Origin of the sequence: Mycobacterium colombiense (assembly GCF_003284935.1) — a bacterium.
Taxonomy (GTDB): Bacteria; Actinomycetota; Actinomycetes; order Mycobacteriales; family Mycobacteriaceae; genus Mycobacterium; species Mycobacterium arosiense_A.
Genome location: NZ_QMEV01000001.1, coordinates 151,914 through 174,295 on the forward strand (window position 1 = coordinate 151,914; position 22,382 = coordinate 174,295).

Sequence of the window (22,382 nt, forward strand, 5' to 3'; positions counted from 1 at the left end):
TTCCGCGTCGGAAGTGGCGGCGACTCTGGCGTGCTTTGCCCTCCCGGCCCGACTAACGTCGGCGGCATGGCGCGCGTTTGTGTAGTGGGCAGCGTGAATCTCGATCTGTCGCTGGGCGTCGACGCCCTTCCACGGCCTGGCGAAACGGTTTTGGCGTCGTCGTTGACGCACGCCCCCGGCGGCAAGGGCGGCAATCAGGCGGTGGCGGCGGCGCGCGCGGGCGCGCGGGTGCAGTTCGTCGGGGCGCTCGGCGACGACGCGGCCGCCGGTCAACTGCGCTCGCATCTCGAGGCCAACGGCGTCGGGTTGGACGGGGTCGTCGAAATCCCCGGGCCCAGCGGCACGGCCATCGTGGTGGTCGACGCCAACGCCGAGAACACCATCGTGGTGGCCCCGGGCGCCAACGGTCGTTTCACGCTCAGCGGCGACCGCGCCCGCTCGGTCGTCGGCGACTGCGATGTGATGTTGACCCAGCTCGAGATTCCGGTGCCCACGGCGGTCGCCGCCGCGCAACGCGCGCGTTCGGCCGGGGCGGTCGTCCTCGTGAACGCTTCGCCGGCCGGTCAGGACCACGACTCGTTGAGTGACCTGGCGGCCGCCGCGGACGTGGTGATCACCAACGAAGAGGAAGCCGACGAATGGTCATGGCGTCCAGATCATTTGGTGGTCACGCTGGGCGCGCACGGCGCCCGCTACGTGGGCACGGACGGCGAGTACACGGTCCCGGCCCCGGAGGTCGATCCGGTGGACACCACCGGGGCCGGCGACGTGTTCGCCGGCGTGCTGGCCGCGCATTGGCCATCCCATCCAGGTTCGCGGGATCAGCGTCGGCTCGCGTTGCAGCGTGCGTGCGCGGCGGGTGCGCTGGCGACGCTGGTCGCGGGCGCCGGTGATTGCGCACCGGACGCCGGCGCGATCGAGAAGGCACTGCGGGGTGCGTCCTAGCCGTTCCGACCCGACCTGGGTCACCGCGCTGACCTGCGGTTGGCAGTGTTTGGCAGCGGGCGGCGTCGATCTGGCAGCGGCTGGAGAGCAGCGTCGACGGTGATCGCAGTCCGCCTTGAGAAAGGAACATCATGTCCGCTATCACGATTGACCGCACGGGTACCCGGGACGGCTTGCTTCGCCTCGCCATGCGCGCCGACGCCGCCATCAGCGGGCTGGTCGGTCTGGCCGGGCTCCCGTTCGCCGGCTGGCTCGCCGACCTTTCGGGCACCACAAAGGCCTTCGAGTACGGCATGGCCGCGTTCTTGATCGCTTACGGCGTGGTGGTCTTCGGGCTGGCCACGTTGCCCTCGGTGCGGCGCGCCGGCATGGCCGTCATCATCGGCAACGTGGCATACACGGTGGCCGCAATCGTTCTGGTGCTCGCGGACGTCTTCCCGCTGACGTCGGCCGGTGTGGTGCTGAACCTGGCGGCCGGCGTGGGCACCCTGGTGTTCGCGGAAGTGCAGTATCAGGGCTGGCGTCGCGCCAGGGCCTGAACCGAAACGCCGCGGGCCCGCCCGGTGATCCGGGCGGGCTCGTGAGCCCGCAGGCTAATCCTTGGGGACTTCGCGTTCGATCTCGTCGAGCCAGATGCGTGCGGACATGTCGGATGGCGCGCGCCAATCCCCCCGCGGCGACAGCGAACCGCCGTGCGACACCTTGGGCCCGTTGGGCAGCGCCGAGCGTTTGAACTGGCTGAACGAATAGAACCGCTGCACGAACACCTGCAGCCAGTGCCGGATTTCCTTGAGCGTGTAGGACGGCCGCTTGTCCTCGGGGAAGCCGGGCGGCCAGATGCCGTGGTCGGGATCGTGCCAGGCGTGCCAGGCCAAAAACGCGATCTTGGACGGCCGGAATCCGAAGCGCAGCACGTGGAACAGCGAAAAGTCTTGCAGGGCAAACGGTCCCACCTTTGCCTCGCTGCTCTGCAGCTCTTCTTCCTCGCCGCTGGGAACCAGTTCCGGGGTGATCTCGGTGTCGAGCACCGACTGCAGCACCTCGCTGACCTCCGGCTCGAACTGTTCCGACGAGATCACCCAACGGATCAAGTGCTGGACGAGCGTTTTGGGCACTCCGGCATTGACGTTGTAGTGCGACATCTGGTCGCCCACACCGTATGTCGACCAGCCCAGCCCCAGCTCGGACAGATCACCGGTGCCCAGCACGATGCCGCCGCGCTGGTTGGCCAGCCGGAACAGGTAATCGGTGCGCAAACCGGCCTGAACGTTTTCGAAGGTGACGTCGTACACCTTCTCGCCGCGCGCGAAGGGGTGATCCATCTCCTTGAGCATCAGCTCCGCGCTCTGGCGAATGTCGATCTCGGCGAACGTCACACCCAGCGTGCGGCACAACTCGGACGCGTTGCGCTTGGTGCGGTCGCCGGTGGCGAAGCCGGGCAGCGTGAACGCCAGAATGTCGCTGCGCGGCCGTTGTTCGCGATCCATCGCGCGGGCGGCCACGATCAGGGCGTGCGTCGAGTCCAGCCCACCGGAAATCCCGATGACCACCTTCGGGAAATCCAGCGCGCGCAACCGCTGTTCGAGGCCGGCTACCTGGATGTTGTAGCCCTCGAAGCAATCCTGTTCCAGCCGTTGCGGATCGGCCGGCACGAAGGGGAAGCGCTCGATGTCGCGCCGCAGTCCGATGTCGCCGCCGGGTGGGTCCAACCGGAACTCGATGTGCCGGTACGCGTCCGTCGTCGTCCGGTGGTGGAGCCGGTTGTCGTCGAAGGTGCCCATCCGCAGCCGCTCCGAGCGGAGCAATTCGACGTCGACGTCGGCGATGCTGCGCCGCTCCCCCTTGGGGAAGCGCTCCGACTGGGCCAGCATCACGCCGTTTTCGAACACCATGGTCTGACCGTCCCAGGCCAGATCCGTCGTCGATTCGCCTTCCCCGGCAGCCGAATAGACGTAGGCGGCCAGGCAGCGCGACGACGCTGAACGCGCCAGCAGGCAGCGGTCCTCGGCGCGCCCGATGGTGATCGGGCTGCCGGACAGGTTGGCCAGCACCGTCGCGCCCGCCAGCGCGGCCTCGGCGCTGGGCGGAATCGGGACGAACATGTCCTCGCAGATCTCCACGTGCAGCACGAAGCCGGGCACGTCGGAAGCCGCGAAGAGCAGGTCGGGACCGAACGGCGCCTCGACGCCCGCCAGCCGGATGGTGCCGCGCTCGTCGTCGCCGGGTGCGATCTGGCGGCGCTCGTAGAACTCCCGATAGGTGGGCAGGTAGGACTTCGGCGCCACCCCGAGCACGGCGCCGCGGTGGATCACCACGGCCGTGTTGTAGATCCGGTGCCGATGACGCAGCGGGGCGCCGACGACCAGCACCGGCAGCAGCTCGGCCGACGCCGCAACGATCTCGTCGATGGCCTTTTCGACGTCATCGAGCAAGAGATCCTGCAGCACGATGTCCTCGATGGAATACCCGGACAGCGTCAGCTCCGGGAAGACGGCTAGCGCGACCGCGTCGTCGTGGCACTCCTGGGCGATCCGCAGGACGGTCTCGGCGTTGGCGGCCGGGTCACTGATGGCGGTGTGGTGGGTGCATGCGGCGACGCGGACGAAGCCCTGGCTGTAAGCGTTGTAAAAGTCCATCGCCCTTCCATTGTCGTCGCGGGCGTGTCAACTCGCCGCCGCCGGGTATCCCCGACGACATGAGCGACACTGCGGTCCTGGTAGTCGACATGATGAACACGTATCAGCATCCCGACGCTGAAAATCTAATACCCAATGTCGAGAAGATCATCGAGCCTTTGAGCGATTTGGTTCGCCGGGCCCGCGAAGCCGACGGCGTCGACCTGGTCTACGTCAACGACAACTACGGTGATTTCACCGCGCACTTCTCCGACATCGTCCGGTCCGCATGCGACGGGGCCAGGCCCGATCTGGTGAAGCCGATCCTGCCGTCCGACGAGTGCCGCGTGATGACCAAGGTCCGCCACAGCGCGTTTTATGCCACGGCGCTGGCGTATCTGCTGGGCAGGCTGGAGACCAAGCGGTTGATCATCGCCGGGCAGGTCACCGAGCAATGCATCCTCTACACCGCCCTGGACGCGTACGTGCGCCACTTCCCCGTGGTGATCCCGACCGATGCCGTCGCGCACATCGATCCCGACCTGGGCGCCGCGGCCTGCAAGATGATGGAACAGAACATGTCCGCCGAGCTCACGACGGCCGCGGACTGCCTCGGCTCGGCCTGATCGTCCTCTTCGGCGGTCAGACATCGTCGCACGACGACTCCGTACTCTGGACAAGGTGACCGCCGCCTGCGCAGAATCCCCGGAACTGGTCACGGTGTTGGCCGGGCGCCGGATTGCGGTGCTGACGGGCGCGGGCATGTCCACCGATTCGGGCATCCCCGATTACCGCGGGCCCGATTCGCCGCCCGGCAATCCCATGACCATCCGCCAGTTCACCGGCGATCCGGCGTTTCGGCAGCGATATTGGGCACGCAACCACGTCGGTTGGCGCCACATGGACGACACGCTGCCCAACGCCGGCCACCGGGCGCTGGCCGCGCTGGAGGACGCGTCGGTGGTCACCGGCGTGATCACCCAGAACGTCGACCTGTTGCACTCCAAGGCGGGCAGCCGAAACGTCATCAACCTGCACGGCACCTACGCGCAGGTGATCTGCTTGAGCTGCGGATCCACCGTGGCCCGCGCCGCGTTGGCCGAACGGCTCGAAGCGCTCAACCCCGGATTCATCGAGCGCGCCGAAGCCATCGGCGGGCTGGCGGTGGCACCCGACGCCGACGCCGTCGTCGCGGATACCGCGTCGTTCCGGTATCTGGATTGCGAGCGCTGCGGCGGCATGCTCAAGCCCGACATCGTCTACTTCGGCGAAAGCGTCCCCAAAGACGTTGTGGCACAAGCATATACATTGGTCGAGGAGGCGGATGCGCTGCTGGTCGCCGGCTCGTCGCTGACCGTGTTCTCCGGCTACCGGTTTGTGCGGCACGCCGCCGCGCTGGGCATCCCGGTGGCCATCGTCAACCGCGGCGGTACCCGCGGCGACGACCTGGCCACCGTCAAGGTCGATGGCGGCTGCTCGGAGCTGATGGTCCTGCTCGCCGACGAGTTAGCGCCGCTGGCAACGCATTAGAAGGTGCACGGCATGCTGCGGATGGCGTGCACGAAGTTGCCCGCCAGGTAGGACGGCTCGCCCGCCTGGATGTCGGGCAGTTGACGGAACAGCTCGCCGAACACGGCCCGCAGCTGCGCGCGGGCGACGTGCGCACCGAGGCAGAAATGCAGCCCGCCGCCGCCGAAGCCGACGTGGGGATTGGGGTCGCGGCTCAAGTCCAGACGCTCCGGATGGTCGAACACCTCGGTGTCCCAGTTGCCGGACGGATAGAACATGACCACCTTCTCCCCCGCCCGGATGGTCTGACCGCCCAGCTCGATATCCGTTGCCGCGGTGCGGCGGAAGGTCATGACCGGCGTCGCCCAGCGGATGAACTCCTCGATAGCCGTGCCGATTCGGTTGTCGAAATCCTCGAGCAGCCATGCCTTTTGGTCGGGAAAATCGGTGAGTGCCCGCAGGGTATGACTGATGGTCTGGCGGGTGGTGTCGTTGCCCGCCACGGAGAGCAGGACGAAGAACGCCGCCACCTCCGCGTCCTGAAGCCGGTCGCCGTCGACTTCGGCGGTGACGAGGCTGCTGATCAGGTCGTCGCCCGGGTGCTCGCGACGCTCGGTGGCCAGCGCGCCGACGACTTGATGCAGGTACAGCTGGTTTTCCACCAGGACTTCCATCGCCGGGCGGCCGCCGAGGAATTCCGGGTCCGCCCAGGAGACCAGGGCGTCGGTGGCGTGCGCCATGCGCTCGCGCTCGGATTCCGGGATCCCCATCATGTCCGAGAGGGTGCGGATGGGCAGTTCCTTGGCGCAGTGGTCGACGAAATCGGCGCCGCTGCCGGCGGATCGCAGCTCTTTCACGATGGTGGTGGCGTTGGCCTTGATCGAGTCCTCGATGCGGCGGACCTGGCGGGGGCTCAGCGCGGCGTGGGCGAGCTTGCGCAGCTTGGTGTGTCGCGGCGGGTCCATCGCCAGAAAGGATTGCGACGCCTCGAGCAACTCGACCGGGATGCTCTCGAACATCACGCCCTGGCCGGACAGGAAGACGTCGTTGTTGCGGCTCACCGCGACGATGTCGGCGCGCCGGGTGACCGCCCAGAAGCCGGGATCGGCCGGATCGGGCATCAGCGAATCCTCGACCGGGGGATGCCAGCTGACCGGCCGCTCGGCCCGCAGCACCGCGAAGGAGCGTTCCCGATCCGCGGCCGTGGTGGACCAGAACGCCCGCGACGACAGATCGATCTCGTCGTAGGCCCGACCGGACTTGTCGGTCCCGGACTTACCCGTCAGCACGGCCATGGTGGTGATCCTCCGTCTCGTATGACCCCGGTCACAGGCTCCCCGCGACGATATGCCTAGACACTGTGTCTAGTCAACGTGTCAATATCTCGGTTATGCTCGGCCCATGCCGTCGCTCACCCGTAAGCCGCCAGGCCACCGGAGCCTGGGCCGCGAGCAGCGACGCGAACAGATGGAGCGCCGGCTGCTGGACGCCACCGAACGGCTGATGCGCGAGGGCGCCAGCTTCACCGAGCTCAGCGTGGATCGGTTGTCGAGCGAGGCCGGCATTTCGCGGGCCAGCTTCTACATCTACTTCGAGGACAAGGGTCACCTGCTGCGCCGGCTCGCGGGACAGGTGTTCGGCGATCTGACCGACGGCGCGCGGAGCTGGTGGAGCGTGGCCGGGCGGCATGACCCCGACGACGCGCGGACCGCGATGAGCCGCATCATCGCCACCTACCGGCGGCATCAGGCGGTGCTGGTCGCGCTCAACGAAATGGCCGCCTACGATCCGCCGACGGCGGACACGTATCGCGAACTGCTGACCGGGATTTCGGAGCAGCTCACCCGCGTCATCGAAGACGGACAGGCCGACGGCTCGATCCGCCCCGGGCTGGCCGCGCTGACCACCGCCAGCGCGCTGACCTGGATGGTCGAGCGGGCCTGCCAGCAGAACCTGCCGGCCAAGCCTCCCGACTACGACGCCGAACTGGCCGCTACCCTCGCCGAGATCGTCTGGGGCGCACTGTATCTCAAGCCCACCTCGGAGCATTGATCGCGTCGGTCCGGACCGCGCCGGGCTCTGCTACACCGCCACCAGATCGTCGGCGTGCACCGCGGGCCGGCGCAGCTCACCGGGCAGCTCAGAGGTCGACCGGCCCATCATGGTGACCAGTTCGGTCGCGTCGTAGGCGACCACGCCGCGCGCCACCATCACCGCGTCCGGGCCGCGCAATTCCACGACATCGCCGGCGTAGAAGCGGCCGGCGACCGCGGTGATCCCCGCGGGCAGCAGCGAGCGACGCTGCCGCACCACCGCGCGCACCGCCCCCTCGTCCAGCGTCAGCTCACCGGCCGCCTCGGCGGCGTAACGCACCCAGAACCGGCGCGCCGACATCCGCACCGGGCGCGCGGCGAACACCGTGCCGACGGAGGCGTCGGTGAGCGCGGTCGGCGCGTCGGCCGCCGCGGCCAGCAACACCGGCACACCGGCGTCGGCGGCCAGCAGCGCCGACGACATCTTCGAAGTCATCCCGCCGGTACCCAAATCGCTTCCGGGCCCGGCGATTACACCGATCAGATCCGCGGAGTCCGACACCTCCGGGATGAACCTGGCGCCGTCGGTCTTGCGCGGATCCGAGTCGTAGAGGCCATCGATGTCGGACAGCAACACCAACGCCTCGGCGCCGACCAGGTGCGCCACCAGCGCCGACAGCCGGTCGTTGTCACCGAACCGGATCTCGTTGGTGGCCACCGTGTCGTTCTCGTTGACGATCGCCACCGCGTGCAGTGCGCGCAGCCGATCCAGCGTGCGCTGGGCGTTGGTGTGCTGGGCCCGCATCGAGATGTCGTGCGCGCTGAGCAGCACCTGCCCCACCGTGCGGCCATAGCGGGCGAACGCGGCGCTCCACGAATTCACCAACGCCACCTGGCCGACGCTGGCCGCGGCCTGCTTCGTCGCCAAATCCCTGGGGCGACGCGATAATCCGAGCGGCTCGATTCCGGCGGCGATGGCTCCCGACGACACGATGACGACGTCGGTGCCCGCCTTCATCCGCGCCTCGATCGCGTCGACGAGTCCGGCCAGCCGGCCGGCGTCGAACACTCCCGCCGGTGTGGTCAGCGCGTTGGTCCCCACCTTGACGACCAGGCTGCGGGCAGTGCGGATGGCGTCGCGGTGCTCGCTCACGACTCCTCACCGTGTTCGCGGCGCTGGCGCCGGGCCGCCTTGCGTTCGGCGGCGCCGATGCGCTCGGTGCGCTCCAGCCGCGCGTCGGTCCCCCTTCCGGACAGCGCAACCTGTTGCCCGGCGGGCGTTTGCGGTTCCCAATCGAACGTCATATCCCCGATGGTCACTTCGCAGCCCGGTCGCGCACCCAGCCGCAGCAATTCCTCTTCAACGCCCAGGCGCGCCAGCCGGTCGGCGAGGTAACCGACGGCCTCGTCGTTGTCGAAGTTGGTCTGGCGGATCCACCGCTCGGGGCGCGCGCCGCTGACCACGAACGCGCCCGGTTGCCGGGGATCGGGCTCGACGGAAAAACCGCTGTCGTCGACGGCCACCGGGCGAATCACCGGACGGCGCGGCACGATCTCGGGCTGGGCTGCCTTGTACTCCAAGATGATCTGCCACAACCCGAAGATCAACGGCTGCAAGCCTTCTCGCGCGACCGTCGACACCAGAAACACCGGCCAGCCGCGCTCGGCGATCTCGTCGCGGACGAACTCGGCGAGCTCGCGCGCCTCGGGCACGTCGATCTTGTTGAGCACCACGGCGCGGGGCCGCTCGGCCAGGTCACCCAGCGTCACGTCCCCTTGCAGGGTGGGCGTATACGCGGCGAGTTCGGCCTCCAGCGCGTCGATGTCGGAGATCGGGTCCCGGCCGGGTTCCGCGGTGGCGCAGTCGACGACGTGCACCAGCACGGCGCACCGCTCGATGTGCCGGAGGAAGTCCAGACCCAGGCCGCGCCCCTGCGATGCGCCCGGGATCAGGCCGGGCACGTCGGCAACGGTGAAGGTGTGCTCGCCGGCCGACACCACGCCCAGGTTGGGAACCAGCGTGGTGAACGGATAGTCGGCGATCTTGGGCTTGGCCGCCGAGATCGTCGACACCAGCGACGACTTGCCCGCCGAGGGGAAACCGATCAGGCCGGCGTCGGCCACGGTCTTGAGTTCCAGCGTCAGGTCGCGGGTCTGGCCCTGCTCGCCCAACAGCGCAAAGCCGGGAGCCTTGCGGGCCCGCGAGGCGAGCGCGGCGTTGCCCAGCCCGCCGCGTCCACCCGCGGCCGCTTCGAAGCGGGTGCCCGCGCCGACCAGGTCGGCGAGCAACCGACCGTTCTCGTCGAGCACGACGGTACCGTCGGGCACCTTGACTTCCAGGTCGGCCCCGGCGGCGCCGTCGCGGTTGTTGCCCATCCCCTGCTTGCCCGAGGGCGCGGTGACGTGCGGATGGAAATGGAAGTCGAGCAGGGTGTGCACCTGCGGATCGACGACGAGCATGATGCTGCCGCCGCGCCCGCCGTTGCCGCCGTCCGGGCCGCCGAGCGGCTTGAACTTCTCGCGATGGACAGAGGCGCAGCCGTTACCTCCGGCACCGGCGCGCGCATGGATGACGACGCGGTCGACGAACCGAGGCATCGTGGGTCCTCTCACCTACCACCGGGCGCCGAAATCACCGGGCTTGGCCCGGAAAACACACCTCAGTCAGTGGCTTGTCCGGCGGCCACGATGTTGACGGTCTTGCGGCCGCGCTTGACGCCGAACTCGACGGCGCCGGCTTCCTTGGCGAACAGCGTGTCGTCCCCGCCCCGCCCGACGCCCACGCCCGGGTGGAACTTGGTGCCGCGCTGCCGGACGATGATCTCGCCGGCCTTGACGACCTGGCCGCCGAATCGCTTCACGCCGAGCCGCTGTGCGGCGGAATCGCGACCGTTGCGCGAGCTGGAAGCGCCCTTCTTGTGTGCCATGTTGTGTCGCCCTCGCTACTTGATTCCGGTGACCTTCAGGACCGTCAGCTGCTGACGGTGTCCCTGACGCTTGTGGTAGCCGGTCTTGTTCCTGAACTTGTGGATACGGATCTTGGGGCCCTTGGTGTGCTCGAGCACCTCGCCGGTCACCGCGACTTTGGCCAGGGCGGCCGCGTCGGTGGTCACCTTGGCGCCGTCCACCACCAGGGCGACCGGCAGCGACACGTTCGAGCCGGGCTCGGATTCGAGCTTCTCGACCTTGACGACGTCCCCGACGGCGACTTTGTACTGCTTGCCGCCCGTCTTCACGATTGCGTAGGTCGCCATCGTCGCTCCTGCTCCTTCTTCTAGCCGCTGCTCTGCGCGTCGGGCGCGAACCAGCCGCGGTGCACGTGGTGGGTCTGGGTTGCGGGCCTGCGCCGATTACCCGGGAGTCCCGCTGCCGCCGGCCGAAGTTTTCCGCGCCCGGCCTGACGACAACTGTCCAAGGGTACGTGACCAGCGGCTACAGGGTCAAACTGACACCGGCTCAGTCCGCGTGGATCGGCGGTCCGGCCGGCCTGCCCGCAGCGCGCCGTCGGCGGGGGCGGGCCGGGCCCGCCTGCTCGGGCCCAGCGGAGCCCTGCCCGTCGGTGTCCTCGGCATCGTCGTCTTCGGTGTCCAGCTCGTCGTCGTCGAGCTCGAGATCCTCGTCGTCGTCGCCGAGGTCCTCTTCGTCATCGATGTCCTCGTCGTCGTCATCGAGGTCTTCGTCGTCCGAGTCTTCGTCGTCCGAGTCCTCGTCGTCGATGTCCTCGTCGTCGGAGTCCTCGTCGTCGGAGTCCTCATCATCAATGTCCTCGTCGGTGTCATCGAAGTCCTCTTGATCGGTCTCTTCGACGCCGCCGGCGCGCGCCGCCTTCTTCTGGTCGAGGTCGTCGGTGGCGTCAGTGGTCTCGTCGGATTCGTCCTCGGAGTCCTCCTGCGTCGAGAAGCCCGCCGCCATGGCCTTGAACATCGGGTGCTCGCCGGGAGCGTGGGCGGGCACCTTGGCCACCACCGGCTCTTCGGCCTTGCTCTTCTTGCGCCTGCCCCGGCGGCCGCCCCCACCGGATTCGGACTTGCGCCCGTTCGACGAGGCCGAATCCACCGGGTCGGTGTGCAGCAGAATCCCGCGGCCACCGCAGTTCGGGCAGGACGTCGAAAACGCCTCGATCAGGCCGGTGCCCAGCCGCTTGCGGGTCAGCTGGACCAGGCCCAGCGACGTCACCTCGGACACCTGATGGCGGGTGCGGTCACGGGCCAGCGCCTCGGTCAGCCGCCGCAACACGAGATCGCGGTTGGACTCGAGCACCATGTCGATGAAGTCGATCACCACGATGCCGCCGATGTCGCGCAGCCGCAGCTGGCGCACGATCTCCTCGGCCGCCTCGAGGTTGTTCTTGGTGACGGTCTGCTCGAGGTTGCCGCCGGACCCGGTGAACTTGCCGGTATTGACGTCGACCACCGTCATGGCCTCGGTCCGGTCGATCACCAGCGTGCCGCCCGACGGCAGCCACACCTTGCGCTCCATCGCCTTGGCCAGCTGCTCATCGATGCGATGCACCGCGAACACGTCCGGCCCGGCCTGTCCTTCCGGCCCGGCGGGCGCCTCGTACTTGGTCAACTTCGAAACAAGGTCGGGCGCAACGGAATTCACGTAGTCGTTGATGGTGGTCCAGGCTTCGTCACCGGAGACGATCAGGCCGGCGAAGTCCTCGTTGAACAGGTCGCGAATGACCTTGACCAGCACGTCGGGCTCTTCGTAGAGGGCCACCGCGGCGCCGGCGGCCTTCTCCTTGATCTCGATCGCCTTGGCCTCGATCTGTTGCCAGCGCTCCTGCAGGCGGGTGACGTCGCTGCGGATGTCCTCTTCCTTGACGCCCTCGGACGCCGTGCGGATGATCACCCCGGCGTCGGAAGGCACGACTTCCCGCAGGATCTCTTTGAGCCGCTGCCGTTCGGTGTCGGGCAGCTTGCGGCTGATCCCGGTCGACGACGCCCCCGGCACATAGACCAGGTAGCGGCCCGCCAGTGACACCTGGGTGGTCAGCCGCGCGCCCTTGTGCCCGACCGGGTCCTTGCTGACCTGGACGACGACATAGTCGCCCGGTTTGAGCGCTTGTTCGATCTTGCGGTCGGATCCGCCGAGCCCCGCGGCTTCCCAGTTGACCTCGCCGGCATAGAGCACGCCGTTGCGGCCGCGGCCGATGTCGACGAACGCCGCCTCCATCGACGGCAGCACGTTCTGCACGATGCCCAGGTAGATGTTGCCCACCAGGGAGGCCGACGCTGCCGACGTGACGAAGTGCTCGACGACGATGCCGTCCTCGAGCACCGCGATCTGGGTGTAGCGCGCCCCCTGATGCGGCGGCTCGGTGCGGACCCGGTCGCGCACGACCATCATCCGCTCGACGGCCTCGCGGCGCGCCAGGAACTCGGCCTCGGTCAGCACCGGCGGGCGGCGCCGCCCGGCGTCGCGGCCGTCGCGGCGCCGCTGCCGCTTGGCCTCCAGCCGGGTGGAGCCGTTGATGCCCTTGATCTCGTTGTTCGCGCTGGCGGAGTCGTCTCCGCCGCCCTTGCCGCTGCGCGGTGCCCGCTCGTGCACCACCGTGTTGGGCGGGTCGTCGGGCGACGAGCTCCCGTCGTTGTCGTCACCGGATCCGGATTTGCGGCGGCGGCGCCGACGGCGCCGGCGGTTGCCGCCGTCCGCCGAACCGTCATCACCGTTGTCAGAGTCGTCGGAATCGTCGGAATCGTCCGAGTCGTCGGTGTCGGGGCCGTCGGAGTCCTCGGAGTCCGCGGAGTCCGCCTGGCCGCCCTTCCTGCCCCGCGGCGGGCCCTCGTCCTCGTCGCCGTCGTCGCCCTGGCCGTCCGATCCGCCCTGCTCACCGCGTCCACGACCGCGACCGCGGCGGCCCCGGCGGCGCCGCTTGTTCGACGGACGGTCGGCTTGCTCGTCATCGTCGGTGTCGGCGTCATCCGAGTCGTCACCCTCGTCGGTGCCGGCGTCGTCCTCGCGGGCATCGATCGGCTGCGGTGCGACGAACAACGGCATGTAATGCGGCCGCTCGGCGGCGGTGTCCGGGGTCTCGAGCAGCAGCCGGGATTCGGGCTCGTCGGCTTCGGCGGCCGGCGCGGTGTCCGGATTCTCCTGGGTTTCGGAGGGCTCGGCGGCCGCCAGCAGGTCTCGCACGCGTACCGCATCGTCGCGGTCCACCGTGGAGTGCGCGCTGCGGATTCGCCCGTCGAGCTCGCTGAGTGCATCGAGCACCCGTTTGCTGGTGGTACCCAGCGTCCGGGCCAGCGAATGAACTCTCAAGCGGTCCGGCAGTTCCTCGGGCCGAGTCGATTCTTCTGATGGGTCTGCAGTCGGTGCACCGTCTACCACGTATTCTCCTCAAGCCCCCGGGCGCGTCGTTGCGACGCGGCCACGCGAGGGCTTCGCTATGGGCCCGGGTCACTTCTCCCGGGCTTGTGATGGTCTCGCCCCGAGCGGCCCAGGATTAGGACCCACTCGGCGCCGTGCTGAATGACGGCCTGACATGCAGCGAACCAAGGCGACGGGCTATGGTCGCGCTTGTCTAAGTCTTCATTCGGGTGTCTGTCACCGGTCCGGCGACGTTCACCCGAGACCAGTATCCCACATCACGCGGCGGTCCCAGCCACACCTGAGGAAGCCCGCGTCGGCGACGTTGCTCCGGCACCGCGCCGCCGCGGCTATCGCCGCAGGTCTACGCGTTGGGAAACCAGAGCGCGATTTCACGCTTCGCGGACTCGACCGAATCCGACCCGTGCACCAGATTGAGTTGCGTCTCGAGCCCGAAGTCGCCGCGGATGGTGCCGGGGATCGCCTTTTCCACCGGGTCGGTACCGCCCGCGAGCTGCCGGAACGCGGCGATCGCGCGGGGGCCCTCGACGATGGCCGCCACCACCGGTCCCGAGGTGATGAACTCCAGCAGGGAGTCGAAGAACGGCTTGCCCTCGTGTTCCGCGTAGTGCTGGGCGGCGAGGTCGCGGCCGACCGCCCGCAGCTCCAGCGCGGTGATCAAGAGGCCTTTGCGCTCGATGCGGCCGATGATCTCCCCCACCAGCTGCCGCCGGACGCCATCGGGCTTGATCAGTACCAATGTCCGTTCGGTCACGGCGGACAGCGTACATAACCAGGCGGCGAAGGGTCGGGCGGCGGCGGTCGGGAGGCCGTCGCCGTCCCGTCGCCGCTATCCCTGCCGGCGCCGGACCTCGGCCCGGAAGTAGGCGATCAGGCCCCACAGCCCGCTGAACAGCACGCCGATGAAGCCCACCCCCGGGTAGACCGCGAAGCCCGCGAGCAAAATCACCTGCACGCCCAGGTTGGCCCAGATCGCCCAGGGTTTGCGCTGCACGCCGGTCATCAGGATCAGCAGCACGGCCAGCCCGACCAGGTAGGCCAGGGACAGCGTGGTCAGGCCGCCGCCGACCGCACCCACCACCGGGATCGCCAGCAGCACCACGATCGCTTCCAGAAACAGCGTCAACGCCATCACGGCGCCGAAGCTGCGCCACGGGTCGCCCGGTGGCGCCGGGGTGCGCTCGTCGGGGTTCTCGGGGACGTCAGTCATTGCGGATCACGACCAAACAGGGTCCGGGCCGCCCCGGCGGTGACCACCGAGCCGGTGATGACGATGCCGGTGCCGGAGAACGCTTCGGCCGTCCCGTCCGCGGCGCCGTCGTCCACCAGCGCGGTCGCGACGTCGATGGCGTCGCGCAGGTTCTCGGCGGTGCTCACCCGATCGGGCCCGAACCGCTCGCGCGCGGCCAGGGCCAGCGATTCGACGTCCAGCGCCCGCGGGGACCCGTTGTGCGTCACCACGACGGCGTCGAACACCGGCTGCAGAGCGGCGAGGATGCCGTCGACGTCCTTGTCGGCGAGCACGCTGAGCACCCCGACGAGATAGCGGAAGTCGAACTCGGCGGCCAGGGTCTGCGCGAGCGCGGCCGCACCGGCCGGATTGTGCGCCGCGTCGATGAATACCGTTGGGGCGCTGCGCATCCGCTCGAGCCGACCGGGGCTGGCGACGGCGGCGAAACCGGCGCGCACCGCCTCGACGTCGAGCTGACGCTGGGCCCCGGCGCCGAAAAACGCCTCGACCGCGGCCAACGCCAGCACCGCGTTGTGCGCCTGATGTTCGCCGTGCAGCGGCAGGTAGACGTCCGAATACACGCCGCCGAGGCCCTGCAGCTGCAGCACCTGGCCGCCGATCGCGACCTGACGGCCCAGCACGGCGAACTCCGAATCCTCGCGGGCCACCGCGGCATCGGCCTGCACGGTTCGGTCCAACAGCACTTCCATCGCCTCGGGCGACTGGCGTGCGATGACCGCGACGGTATCGGGGGCGCCCTCGGGCGCGCGGGTGATGATGCCGGCCTTCTCCCGCGCGATCCCGGCGAGATCGTCGCCCAGGTACTCGACGTGGTCGATGGAGACCGGGGTGATGACGGCGACGGGGGCGTTGATCACGTTGGTGGCGTCCCAGCGTCCCCCCATCCCCACCTCGACGACGGCGACGTCGACCGGGGCGTCGGCGAACGCGGCGAAGGCCATCGCGGTCAGCACCTCGAACTTGCTCATCGCGGGCCCGCCGTCGGCTTGCGACTGCGCGTCGACAATCTGGACGAACGGCTCGATCTCGCGGTAGGTCGCCACGTACTGGGCCGGGCTGATCGGCTTGGAGTCGATCGAGATGCGTTCCACCGCCGATTGCAGGTGCGGGCTGGTGGTGCGCCCGGTGCGCCGTTGCAGCGCGGTGATCAGCGCGTCGATCATGCGGGCGACCGACGTCTTGCCGTTGGTGCCCGCCACGTGGATCGACGGGTAGGCCAGCTGCGGTGAGCCCAGCAGGTCCATCAGCGCGCTGATCCGGGTCAGGCTCGGCTCGATCTTGGTCTCCGGCCAGCGCTGGTCGAGCAGGTGCTCGACCTGCAGCAGCGACGCGATCTCGTCCGGGGTGGGGACCGGGTCGGGAAGCTCGGTGGGAACCTCGTCCTGCGGCCACTCGGGCTCAGTCATCGGCGCTCACTGCAGTCCGGCTAGCCGCGCGTTGATCCGCTCGGTTTCCTCCTGGGCCAGCCGCTGACGGTCCCGGATCTTGTCGACGACGTTTTGCGGGGCCTTGCCCAGGAAGTCCTCGTTGGCCAGTTTGGCGGTGGTCGACGCCAGCTCCTTGTGCGCGGCGGCCAGATCCTTTTCCAGGCGGTGGCGTTCTGCGGCGACGTCGATGGTGCCCGAGGTGTCGAGCTCGACGACGACGGTGCCGCCGCGCAGCCGCACTTCCACCGACGCCGACGGGCGGAACTGCGGGCCCGCGTCGGTGAGCCACGCCAGCGATGTCACCGCGCTCACCTGGGTGCCCAGATCGGATGCGTCGACGCCGGCCAGCCGGGCCGGCACCTTCTGCCGGTCCGCCAGGCCTTGGTCGCTGCGGAACCGCCGCACCTCGGTCACCAGCTTCTGCATGTCGGTAATGCGCTGCGCGGCAACGTGCTCCAGGCTGATCCCGGACGGCTGCGGCCAGTCGGCGATCACCAGCGACTCGTGCTGGGCCTCCTCGCCGGTCAGCGCCTGCCACAGGGCCTCGGTGATGAAGGGAATCACCGGGTGCAGCAACCGCAGCAGGGTGTCCAGTGTGGCGGCCAGGACGGCGGTGGTGTGCGTGATCCCTTCGGCCAGCTGGGTTTTGGCCAATTCCACGTACCAGTCGCAGAATTCGTCCCACGCGAAGTGGTAGAGCGCCTCACAGGCGCGACTGAACTCGTAGCTGTCGAAGGCCGAATCGACTTCGGCGCGAACCTCTTCCAGCCGCCCCAGGATCCAGCGGTCGGCGTCGGTCAGCTCGGCCGTCGGGGGCAGCGGGGCCAGCTTGGCGCCGTTGAGCAGCGCGTAGCGGGTGGCGTTGAACAGCTTGGTGCAGAAGTTGCGCGACGCCCGGACATGGTCCTCGCCGATCGCCAGGTCACCACCGGGGCTGGCGCCGCGGGCCAGCGTGAACCGCAGGGCGTCGGCCCCGAAGAGGTCCACCCAGTCCAGCGGGTCGATGACGTTGCCCTTGGATTTGCTCATCTTGCGGCCGGACTCGTCGCGGATCAGCCCGTGCAGGAAGACATCGGTGAACGGCACCTGCGGGCCCCGGCGCCCGTCCAGGGTGATGGCCTCGTCATCGCCGACAAAAGTGCCAAACATCATCATCCTGGCCACCCAGAAGAACAGGATGTCGTAGCCGGTGACCAGAACGCTTGTGGGATAGAACTTCTCGAGCTCCGGGGTCTTGTCCGGCCAGCCCAACGTGGAGAACGGCCACAGGCCCGAGGAGAACCAGGTGTCCAGCACGTCGGGGTCCTGCTCCCAGCCGTCCGGCGGGGTTTCGTCGGGACCGACGCAACGCTGTTCGCCGTTGGGGCCATACCAGATCGGGATCCGGTGTCCCCACCACAGCTGACGCGAGATGCACCAGTCGTGCATGTCGTCGACCCAGGCGAACCACCGCGGCTCCAGGCTGGCCGGGTGAATCACGGTGTCGCCGTTGCGCACCGCGTCGCCGGCGGCCTTGGCCAGCGATTCCACCCGCACCCACCATTGCAGTGACAGCCGCGGTTCGATCGGCTCGCCGCTGCGCTCGGAGTGCCCGACGCTGTGCAGGTAGGGCCGCTTCTCCTCGGTGATCCGGCCCTCGGCCGCCAGCGCCTCGCGCACCGCGACCCTTGCCTCGAATCGGTCCATGCCGTCGAATTGCGTTCCGGTGTCGGTGATCCGGCCCTTGGTGTCCATGATCGAGATCATCGGCAGCTGATGGCGCAGTCCGATCTCGAAGTCATTGGGGTCGTGAGCGGGCGTGACTTTGACTGCGCCAGTGCCGAATTCGGGATCCACATGCTCGTCGGCGACCACCACGAGCTGACGATCCACGAACGGGTGCGGCAGGGTGGTGCCGACCAGGTGCCGGTAGCGCCCGTCGTCGGGATGCACCGCGATCGCGGTGTCGCCGAGCATCGTTTCCATCCGGGTGGTGGCCACCACGATGTGTGGCTGCGAGTCGTCCATCGATCCGTACCGGAACGACACCAGCTCGCCTTCGACCTCCTGATAGTCGACCTCGATGTCCGAGATCGCCGTCTGCAGCACCGGCGACCAGTTGACCAGCCGTTCGGCCCGATAGATCAGCCCGGCGTCGTAGAGCCGCTTGAAGATCGCCCGGACCGCGCGCGACAGACCCTCGTCCATGGTGAACCGGTCACGGCTCCAGTCCACGCCGTCGCCAAGCCGGCGCATCTGGCCACCGATGGCGCCGCCGGACTCCCGCTTCCAGTCCCAGACCTTCTCGATGAACAGCTCTCGGCCGAAGTCCTCTTTGGTCTTGCCGTCCACGGCGAGCTGCTTTTCCACCACGCTCTGCGTCGCGATGCCGGCGTGGTCCATGCCCGGCTGCCACAGCACCTCATAACCCTGCATCCGCTTGCGGCGGGTCAGGGCGTCCATCATGGTGTGTTCGAGCGCGTGGCCCATGTGCAGGCTGCCGGTCACATTCGGCGGCGGCAGCACGATCGAGTAGCCGGGCTTGGCGCTGTTCGGGTCCGCCGCGAAGTACCCCGCGTCCACCCATCTCTGGTAGATCGCGCTCTCGGCCGCAGCGGGATCCCACGACTTGGGCAGGTCGGTGGCGGGGCTGCGGCTGGCGGTCACCCGTCAATTCTAGGGAGCGGTGTTTACCCTCGTGTAAGCGCCCAAATGCGTGAGCCGGGTCACTAACCCAGCCGTTCGACCTCCAATGTGACGCCCGCGGCTGGGAAACGGTCCAGCAGTGCGTCGCCCATCGCGGCCGCGGGGGTGAGAACGCCATGCAGATCCGGGAGCTTGTCGCGGTCCAGCGCCAGCGCGAGGCCGCACTCCCCCAGCAGCACCGAGGTCGCCTTGTAGCCAGGGTCGCCGCGCTGCTCCATGCGCGCCACGAACCGCGCGCCGGTGGTCGTGGTGGTGAACGTCTCGATGCGGTAGTAGCCGCGCTCCCGGGCGGCCTCGCTCGGGCCGGTGCCGGGCTTGGGCACGATGCGCTCCACCAGCCGGCGTGGCAGCAGCCGGAAGTAGCGGCTACCCAGCCCGAAGGTCGCGGCGCCCACCCCGCCCACCACGGCCGAGGCCACCGGCGCCAGCGGCGAGGAGCCCAGGCTCATGCTCTCGCTGTACCGCAGCTGGCGGCCGTAGGCCCAGTCCAGCAGGGCGTTGCTGCGCCGCACGATTCGGGTGTTGTAGGGCGCCATCAGGAAACCCGCCGTCCACAACCCGCTCAGCTCCGGCGCGATCCGGCCCCCTCGGCGCAAGGGTAGATCGGGCTGGGGGCCGATCTCGGGCTCGGCGCTGCGGTCGGTGGTCAGCGTGTAGGGATCGGCGAGTTGCCGGCGGGCGTCGGGATCGCGGGAGGCGGTGTCCAGCACTTCCAGCATCGAGGCGACCGTTCCGCCGGATACGCCGCCGGAGAAGGAGCGAACCACCAGGTCGGTATCGACGAGCTCGCCCGCGCCGGCGTCGCGCGCGGCCCGATACAGCGCATACACGCTGAGGTCCGAAGGGACGGAATCGAATCCGCACGCGTGCACGATGCGGGCGCCGGTATCGGCGGCCTGCTTGTGATACTGGTCGATGCTGTCGCGAACGAACATGGCCTCGCCGGTCAGGTCGGCGTAGTCGGTGCCGGCGGCGGCGCAGGCGGCCACCAGCGGCAACCCGTAGCGGGTGTAGGGCCCGACGGTGGTGATGACGACCTGGGTGCGGGCCGCCATCTCATTGAGCGTCGAGGGCGACGACGCGTCGGCGTTGACAATGGGCCACGACTGCGCGGCGTTGCCCAGCGTGTCGCGGATGGTGCGCAGCCGGTCGGCCGATCGGCCGGCCAGCGCGATCCGCTTGTCCGGCGCCGAGCGGGCCAGGTATTCGGCGGTGAGTTTCCCGACGAAGCCCGTCGCCCCATAGAGCACAATGTCGAATTCGCGCGGCGTTGCGGTCACGGGCCCGACGCTACCCGACGCCGGGGTGCAACCCCCTGGAGCGAAGAAGTGCCGGGCACGAGGGCCCGGCACTTCTTCTATGTACGACTACCGTCGCTTGTCGGCTCAGCCGCGGCGTCCGCAGACGGGCCACGCGCCGATGCCCTGCGAGTGCAGCACGTTCTCGGCGACCCGGATCTGCTCCTCGCGGCTCGCGCCGGCCGGGGAGCCACTGCCGCCGTTGGCGTGCCAGGTGCTCGGGGTGAACTGCAGGCCACCGGAGAACCCGTTACCGGTGCTGATGCCCCAGTTGCCACCCGACTCGCACTGCGCGATGGCATCCCAGTTCACGCTGTACGCGCGGTGGGCGGGAGGCGGCGGGACGTCCGGGCCGGGCGGCGGAGCGTCCGGAGCCGGCGGCGGCGGAGCGTCGGGAGCCGGCGGCGGCGGAGCGTCCGGCGCGGGGCCGGCGACCGGCGCGTTCGGGTCGAAGCCCACCGCTTCCGGGTCTGCGTGAGCGGTGGCAGATGGGATGGTCACGAGCGTGCCCGTGACCGCGGCAAGAATGAGCGTCTTTCGGACGTTCTTCAAGTCGTGTCTTCCTTTCGCGGTGCGCGCGCCAAAGCAAGCCCACGGAGGTGGGCTGAAGCTGTTGATTGATGCCTGCTTTGAAACGTGCCGTCTGGGTCAGGCACGGCAGCGGCGGGCCAAGTCTGCCCGGCGGGTGTTACCCACCGACCACGGTCGGGCTTTCGCCGTCCGTAGCGCCGCTCACACGCGGGTCCGTGGATTCAATTATCTGATTACTTTTCCGTAACCCGTTGTGGGCTAACAGGGACCGTAGAAGACGTCGGCGCGTTCGTCATCCTGGGAAATCGGATATCTCGTTTCGGTAACGGGCCGATCACGCCGCGGTACCGGGGTCATTCATGCAGGTCATAAGTGACTTTGGGCGATCGTCACTCGGACGGCACAGGCAAACGAATGGTGAGCCGAATCACCTGCGTTTTGTGAGCTGGCGCACGTTTATTTGCGGGGTTTTGCGCGGATTCGCCAGCGCTATCAGCGGATCCGAACCCCTTCGGCGAGCCGCGCAGCGTACCCCAACATGTGCTCGCTGCATCGATCCCATGCCACGCGGGCGATGAAATTTTTCCCCGCGCCGAATTGCCTTATATACCAACGTGATACGGGAACCGCTCGACGGGGACCGGATGCTGGACCCGTGGATATGCGGGCGTGCGTATTGCGTTGTACCACAATATGTTTCATCTAATTAGGCACAGTGACAACAACTTCCGCGACCAAAGCGACGACGCGCCCGTGGCGTCGACACTGGGTGGGGCGTCGGCGCCCGGGGCGCTACCCCGCCAGGGAGAAACGGCGCGACTTTAACCGCGTGAATTTGCCAGAAATGCCGCGCCCTAATAGCGAAGGCCTAGGCGGCCGCGTCCTCACCGTCGTCACGGCGTTCGCAGGATATCGTCAGATCGCCACTGCCCCAACAGATCACGGGACAGGTTCAAAAAACGGCATTGACGCGCGCCCGATCCCCGGGGTCTCGCCACACGGCAATGCGCGATTGCCATTTCGGATTTCAGAAAATCGCACTCACCCTTTGCGGCATGAGGGATTATTGCCCGCGCCGAATTTCACCGAGAAAAGGCGGAATTCGGCGCGGCCGACGGGCGCCGCGCTCGGCTCAGCCCCGGGATTGCGCCAGAGCGAGCAGGTCGCTCTCGGTGTTGACGTTGGCCAGGAAGCGCGATTCCGGCAACACGATCTGCTGGGCGTCGGAGGCGTCGATCAGCGCACGCATGGAGCGGGCACCGCGCGCCACCAGGCCGCTGATCCGCTCGGCCAGATCGGTGCGGTACACCGCGGCCAGGTAGTGGCTGCGACCGTCCCAGGGCAGCACGATTTCGGCGTTGGTCTCGGCGGCCAACCGCACCAGGTCGTCGATCAAGTCCGCGGATAGCAGCGGCATGTCGACCGCGCTGACAAAGGCATACCGGGCGCCCGCCTCGGCGGCCGCCCGCAGCCCGCGGCCGGTCGCCGGCAGCGGCCCCTGCCCGCGCACCTCGTCGCGGATGACTTGCGCCTGCACCGCGGGCAGCGGTTGCCCCGGCGCGGCCATCACGAAAACCGGGTCGCAACGCTGCGCGAGAACGCCGGCGACGTATTCGAGGAGAGTGGCGGCACCGCCCGGGCCGGGCAAGGTGGCCTTGTCACGGCCCATGCGCCGCGATTCACCACCGGCCAGCACCACACCTGCTAACGACCCGGCCGTAGCCGCTGTGTCGGGCACCTGGTCGCCCACG

General features: G+C 68.7%; 19 protein-coding genes. 5 read left to right on the forward strand and 14 right to left on the reverse strand.

Going from position 1 to position 22,382, the window contains the following annotated elements; all coding sequences use genetic code 11:
* Positions 1–66 precede the first annotated feature (66 nt).
* Positions 67–945 carry a ribokinase gene (locus DQP57_RS00745; protein WP_112630775.1) on the forward strand — a complete coding sequence of 293 codons (879 nt, stop codon included), beginning with the start codon at positions 67–69 and terminating at the stop codon, positions 943–945.
* Between the two features lie 131 nt (positions 946–1,076).
* On the forward strand, positions 1,077–1,484 hold the full coding sequence (locus DQP57_RS00750) for a hypothetical protein (protein ID WP_112630777.1): 408 nt from the start codon (positions 1,077–1,079) through the stop codon (positions 1,482–1,484).
* A 54-nt stretch (positions 1,485–1,538) separates the two neighbouring features.
* Here the strand turns inward: DQP57_RS00750 and DQP57_RS00755 are convergent, their stop codons facing one another.
* Positions 1,539–3,581, reverse strand: coding sequence for an NAD(+) synthase (locus tag DQP57_RS00755; RefSeq protein ID WP_112630779.1), 2,043 nt, complete (start codon positions 3,579–3,581; stop codon positions 1,539–1,541).
* Positions 3,582–3,640: 59 nt separating this feature from the next.
* On the opposite strand from DQP57_RS00755, the gene DQP57_RS00760 reads away from it, so the two are divergent.
* Complete coding sequence (locus tag DQP57_RS00760) at positions 3,641–4,186, forward strand: cysteine hydrolase family protein (RefSeq protein ID WP_112630781.1); 546 nt, start codon at positions 3,641–3,643, stop codon at positions 4,184–4,186.
* Positions 4,187–4,241: 55 nt separating this feature from the next.
* Positions 4,242–5,090 carry an SIR2 family NAD-dependent protein deacylase gene (locus DQP57_RS00765; protein WP_112630783.1) on the forward strand — a complete coding sequence of 283 codons (849 nt, stop codon included), beginning with the start codon at positions 4,242–4,244 and terminating at the stop codon, positions 5,088–5,090.
* Here the strand turns inward: DQP57_RS00765 and DQP57_RS00770 are convergent.
* The gene (locus DQP57_RS00770; RefSeq protein ID WP_112630784.1) at positions 5,087–6,364 is read right to left on the reverse strand and encodes a cytochrome P450; all 1,278 of its coding nucleotides are present in this window, start codon (positions 6,362–6,364) and stop codon (positions 5,087–5,089) included. The two genes, DQP57_RS00765 and DQP57_RS00770, sit on opposite strands and share 4 nt — an antisense overlap.
* Before the next feature lie 106 nt (positions 6,365–6,470).
* Here DQP57_RS00770 and DQP57_RS00775 point away from each other — a divergent pair, with 106 nt between their 5' ends.
* Complete coding sequence (locus tag DQP57_RS00775) at positions 6,471–7,121, forward strand: TetR/AcrR family transcriptional regulator (protein WP_112630786.1); 651 nt, start codon at positions 6,471–6,473, stop codon at positions 7,119–7,121.
* A gap of 30 nt (positions 7,122–7,151) precedes the next feature.
* On the opposite strand, the gene proB is transcribed toward DQP57_RS00775, so the two are convergent.
* The 12 genes from proB to mobA form a co-directional block, all read right to left on the reverse strand.
* Complete coding sequence (gene proB, locus DQP57_RS00780; protein ID WP_112630788.1) at positions 7,152–8,255, reverse strand: glutamate 5-kinase; 1,104 nt, start codon at positions 8,253–8,255, stop codon at positions 7,152–7,154.
* Positions 8,252–9,700, reverse strand: coding sequence for a GTPase ObgE (obgE, locus tag DQP57_RS00785; RefSeq protein WP_112630790.1), 1,449 nt, complete (start codon positions 9,698–9,700; stop codon positions 8,252–8,254). Before obgE ends, proB begins: the two co-directional genes overlap by 4 nt.
* Before the next feature lie 62 nt (positions 9,701–9,762).
* Positions 9,763–10,029 carry a 50S ribosomal protein L27 gene (gene rpmA, locus DQP57_RS00790; protein ID WP_007769830.1) on the reverse strand — a complete coding sequence of 89 codons (267 nt, stop codon included), beginning with the start codon at positions 10,027–10,029 and terminating at the stop codon, positions 9,763–9,765.
* A 15-nt stretch (positions 10,030–10,044) separates the two neighbouring features.
* Complete coding sequence (rplU, locus tag DQP57_RS00795; protein WP_007769829.1) at positions 10,045–10,356, reverse strand: 50S ribosomal protein L21; 312 nt, start codon at positions 10,354–10,356, stop codon at positions 10,045–10,047.
* 202 nt (positions 10,357–10,558) lie between these two features.
* Entirely contained in the window at positions 10,559–13,438 is a 2,880-nt protein-coding gene (locus tag DQP57_RS00800) for an Rne/Rng family ribonuclease (protein WP_112630792.1), read from the reverse strand.
* A 343-nt stretch (positions 13,439–13,781) separates the two neighbouring features.
* Complete coding sequence (ndk, locus tag DQP57_RS00805; RefSeq protein ID WP_112630794.1) at positions 13,782–14,192, reverse strand: nucleoside-diphosphate kinase; 411 nt, start codon at positions 14,190–14,192, stop codon at positions 13,782–13,784.
* A 75-nt stretch (positions 14,193–14,267) separates the two neighbouring features.
* Positions 14,268–14,648, reverse strand: a complete 381-nt coding sequence (locus DQP57_RS00810) for a DUF4233 domain-containing protein (protein ID WP_112630796.1) — start codon at positions 14,646–14,648, stop codon at positions 14,268–14,270.
* Positions 14,645–16,096 carry a bifunctional tetrahydrofolate synthase/dihydrofolate synthase gene (folC, locus tag DQP57_RS00815; RefSeq protein ID WP_112630798.1) on the reverse strand — a complete coding sequence of 484 codons (1,452 nt, stop codon included), beginning with the start codon at positions 16,094–16,096 and terminating at the stop codon, positions 14,645–14,647. The genes DQP57_RS00810 and folC overlap by 4 nt, the downstream gene beginning before the upstream one ends.
* 6 nt (positions 16,097–16,102) lie before the next feature.
* Positions 16,103–18,763: a valine--tRNA ligase gene (locus DQP57_RS00820; RefSeq protein WP_112630800.1), complete on the reverse strand. Its 2,661-nt coding sequence runs from the start codon at positions 18,761–18,763 to the stop codon at positions 16,103–16,105.
* A gap of 62 nt (positions 18,764–18,825) precedes the next feature.
* Positions 18,826–20,082, reverse strand: coding sequence for a saccharopine dehydrogenase family protein (locus DQP57_RS00825; RefSeq protein WP_112630802.1), 1,257 nt, complete (start codon positions 20,080–20,082; stop codon positions 18,826–18,828).
* Positions 20,083–20,187: 105 nt separating this feature from the next.
* Complete coding sequence (locus DQP57_RS00830; RefSeq protein WP_112630804.1) at positions 20,188–20,652, reverse strand: transglycosylase family protein; 465 nt, start codon at positions 20,650–20,652, stop codon at positions 20,188–20,190.
* Positions 20,653–21,763: 1,111 nt separating this feature from the next.
* Entirely contained in the window at positions 21,764–22,381 is a 618-nt protein-coding gene (mobA, locus tag DQP57_RS00835; RefSeq protein WP_112630806.1) for a molybdenum cofactor guanylyltransferase, read from the reverse strand.
* Between the last annotated feature and the right edge of the window lies 1 nt (position 22,382).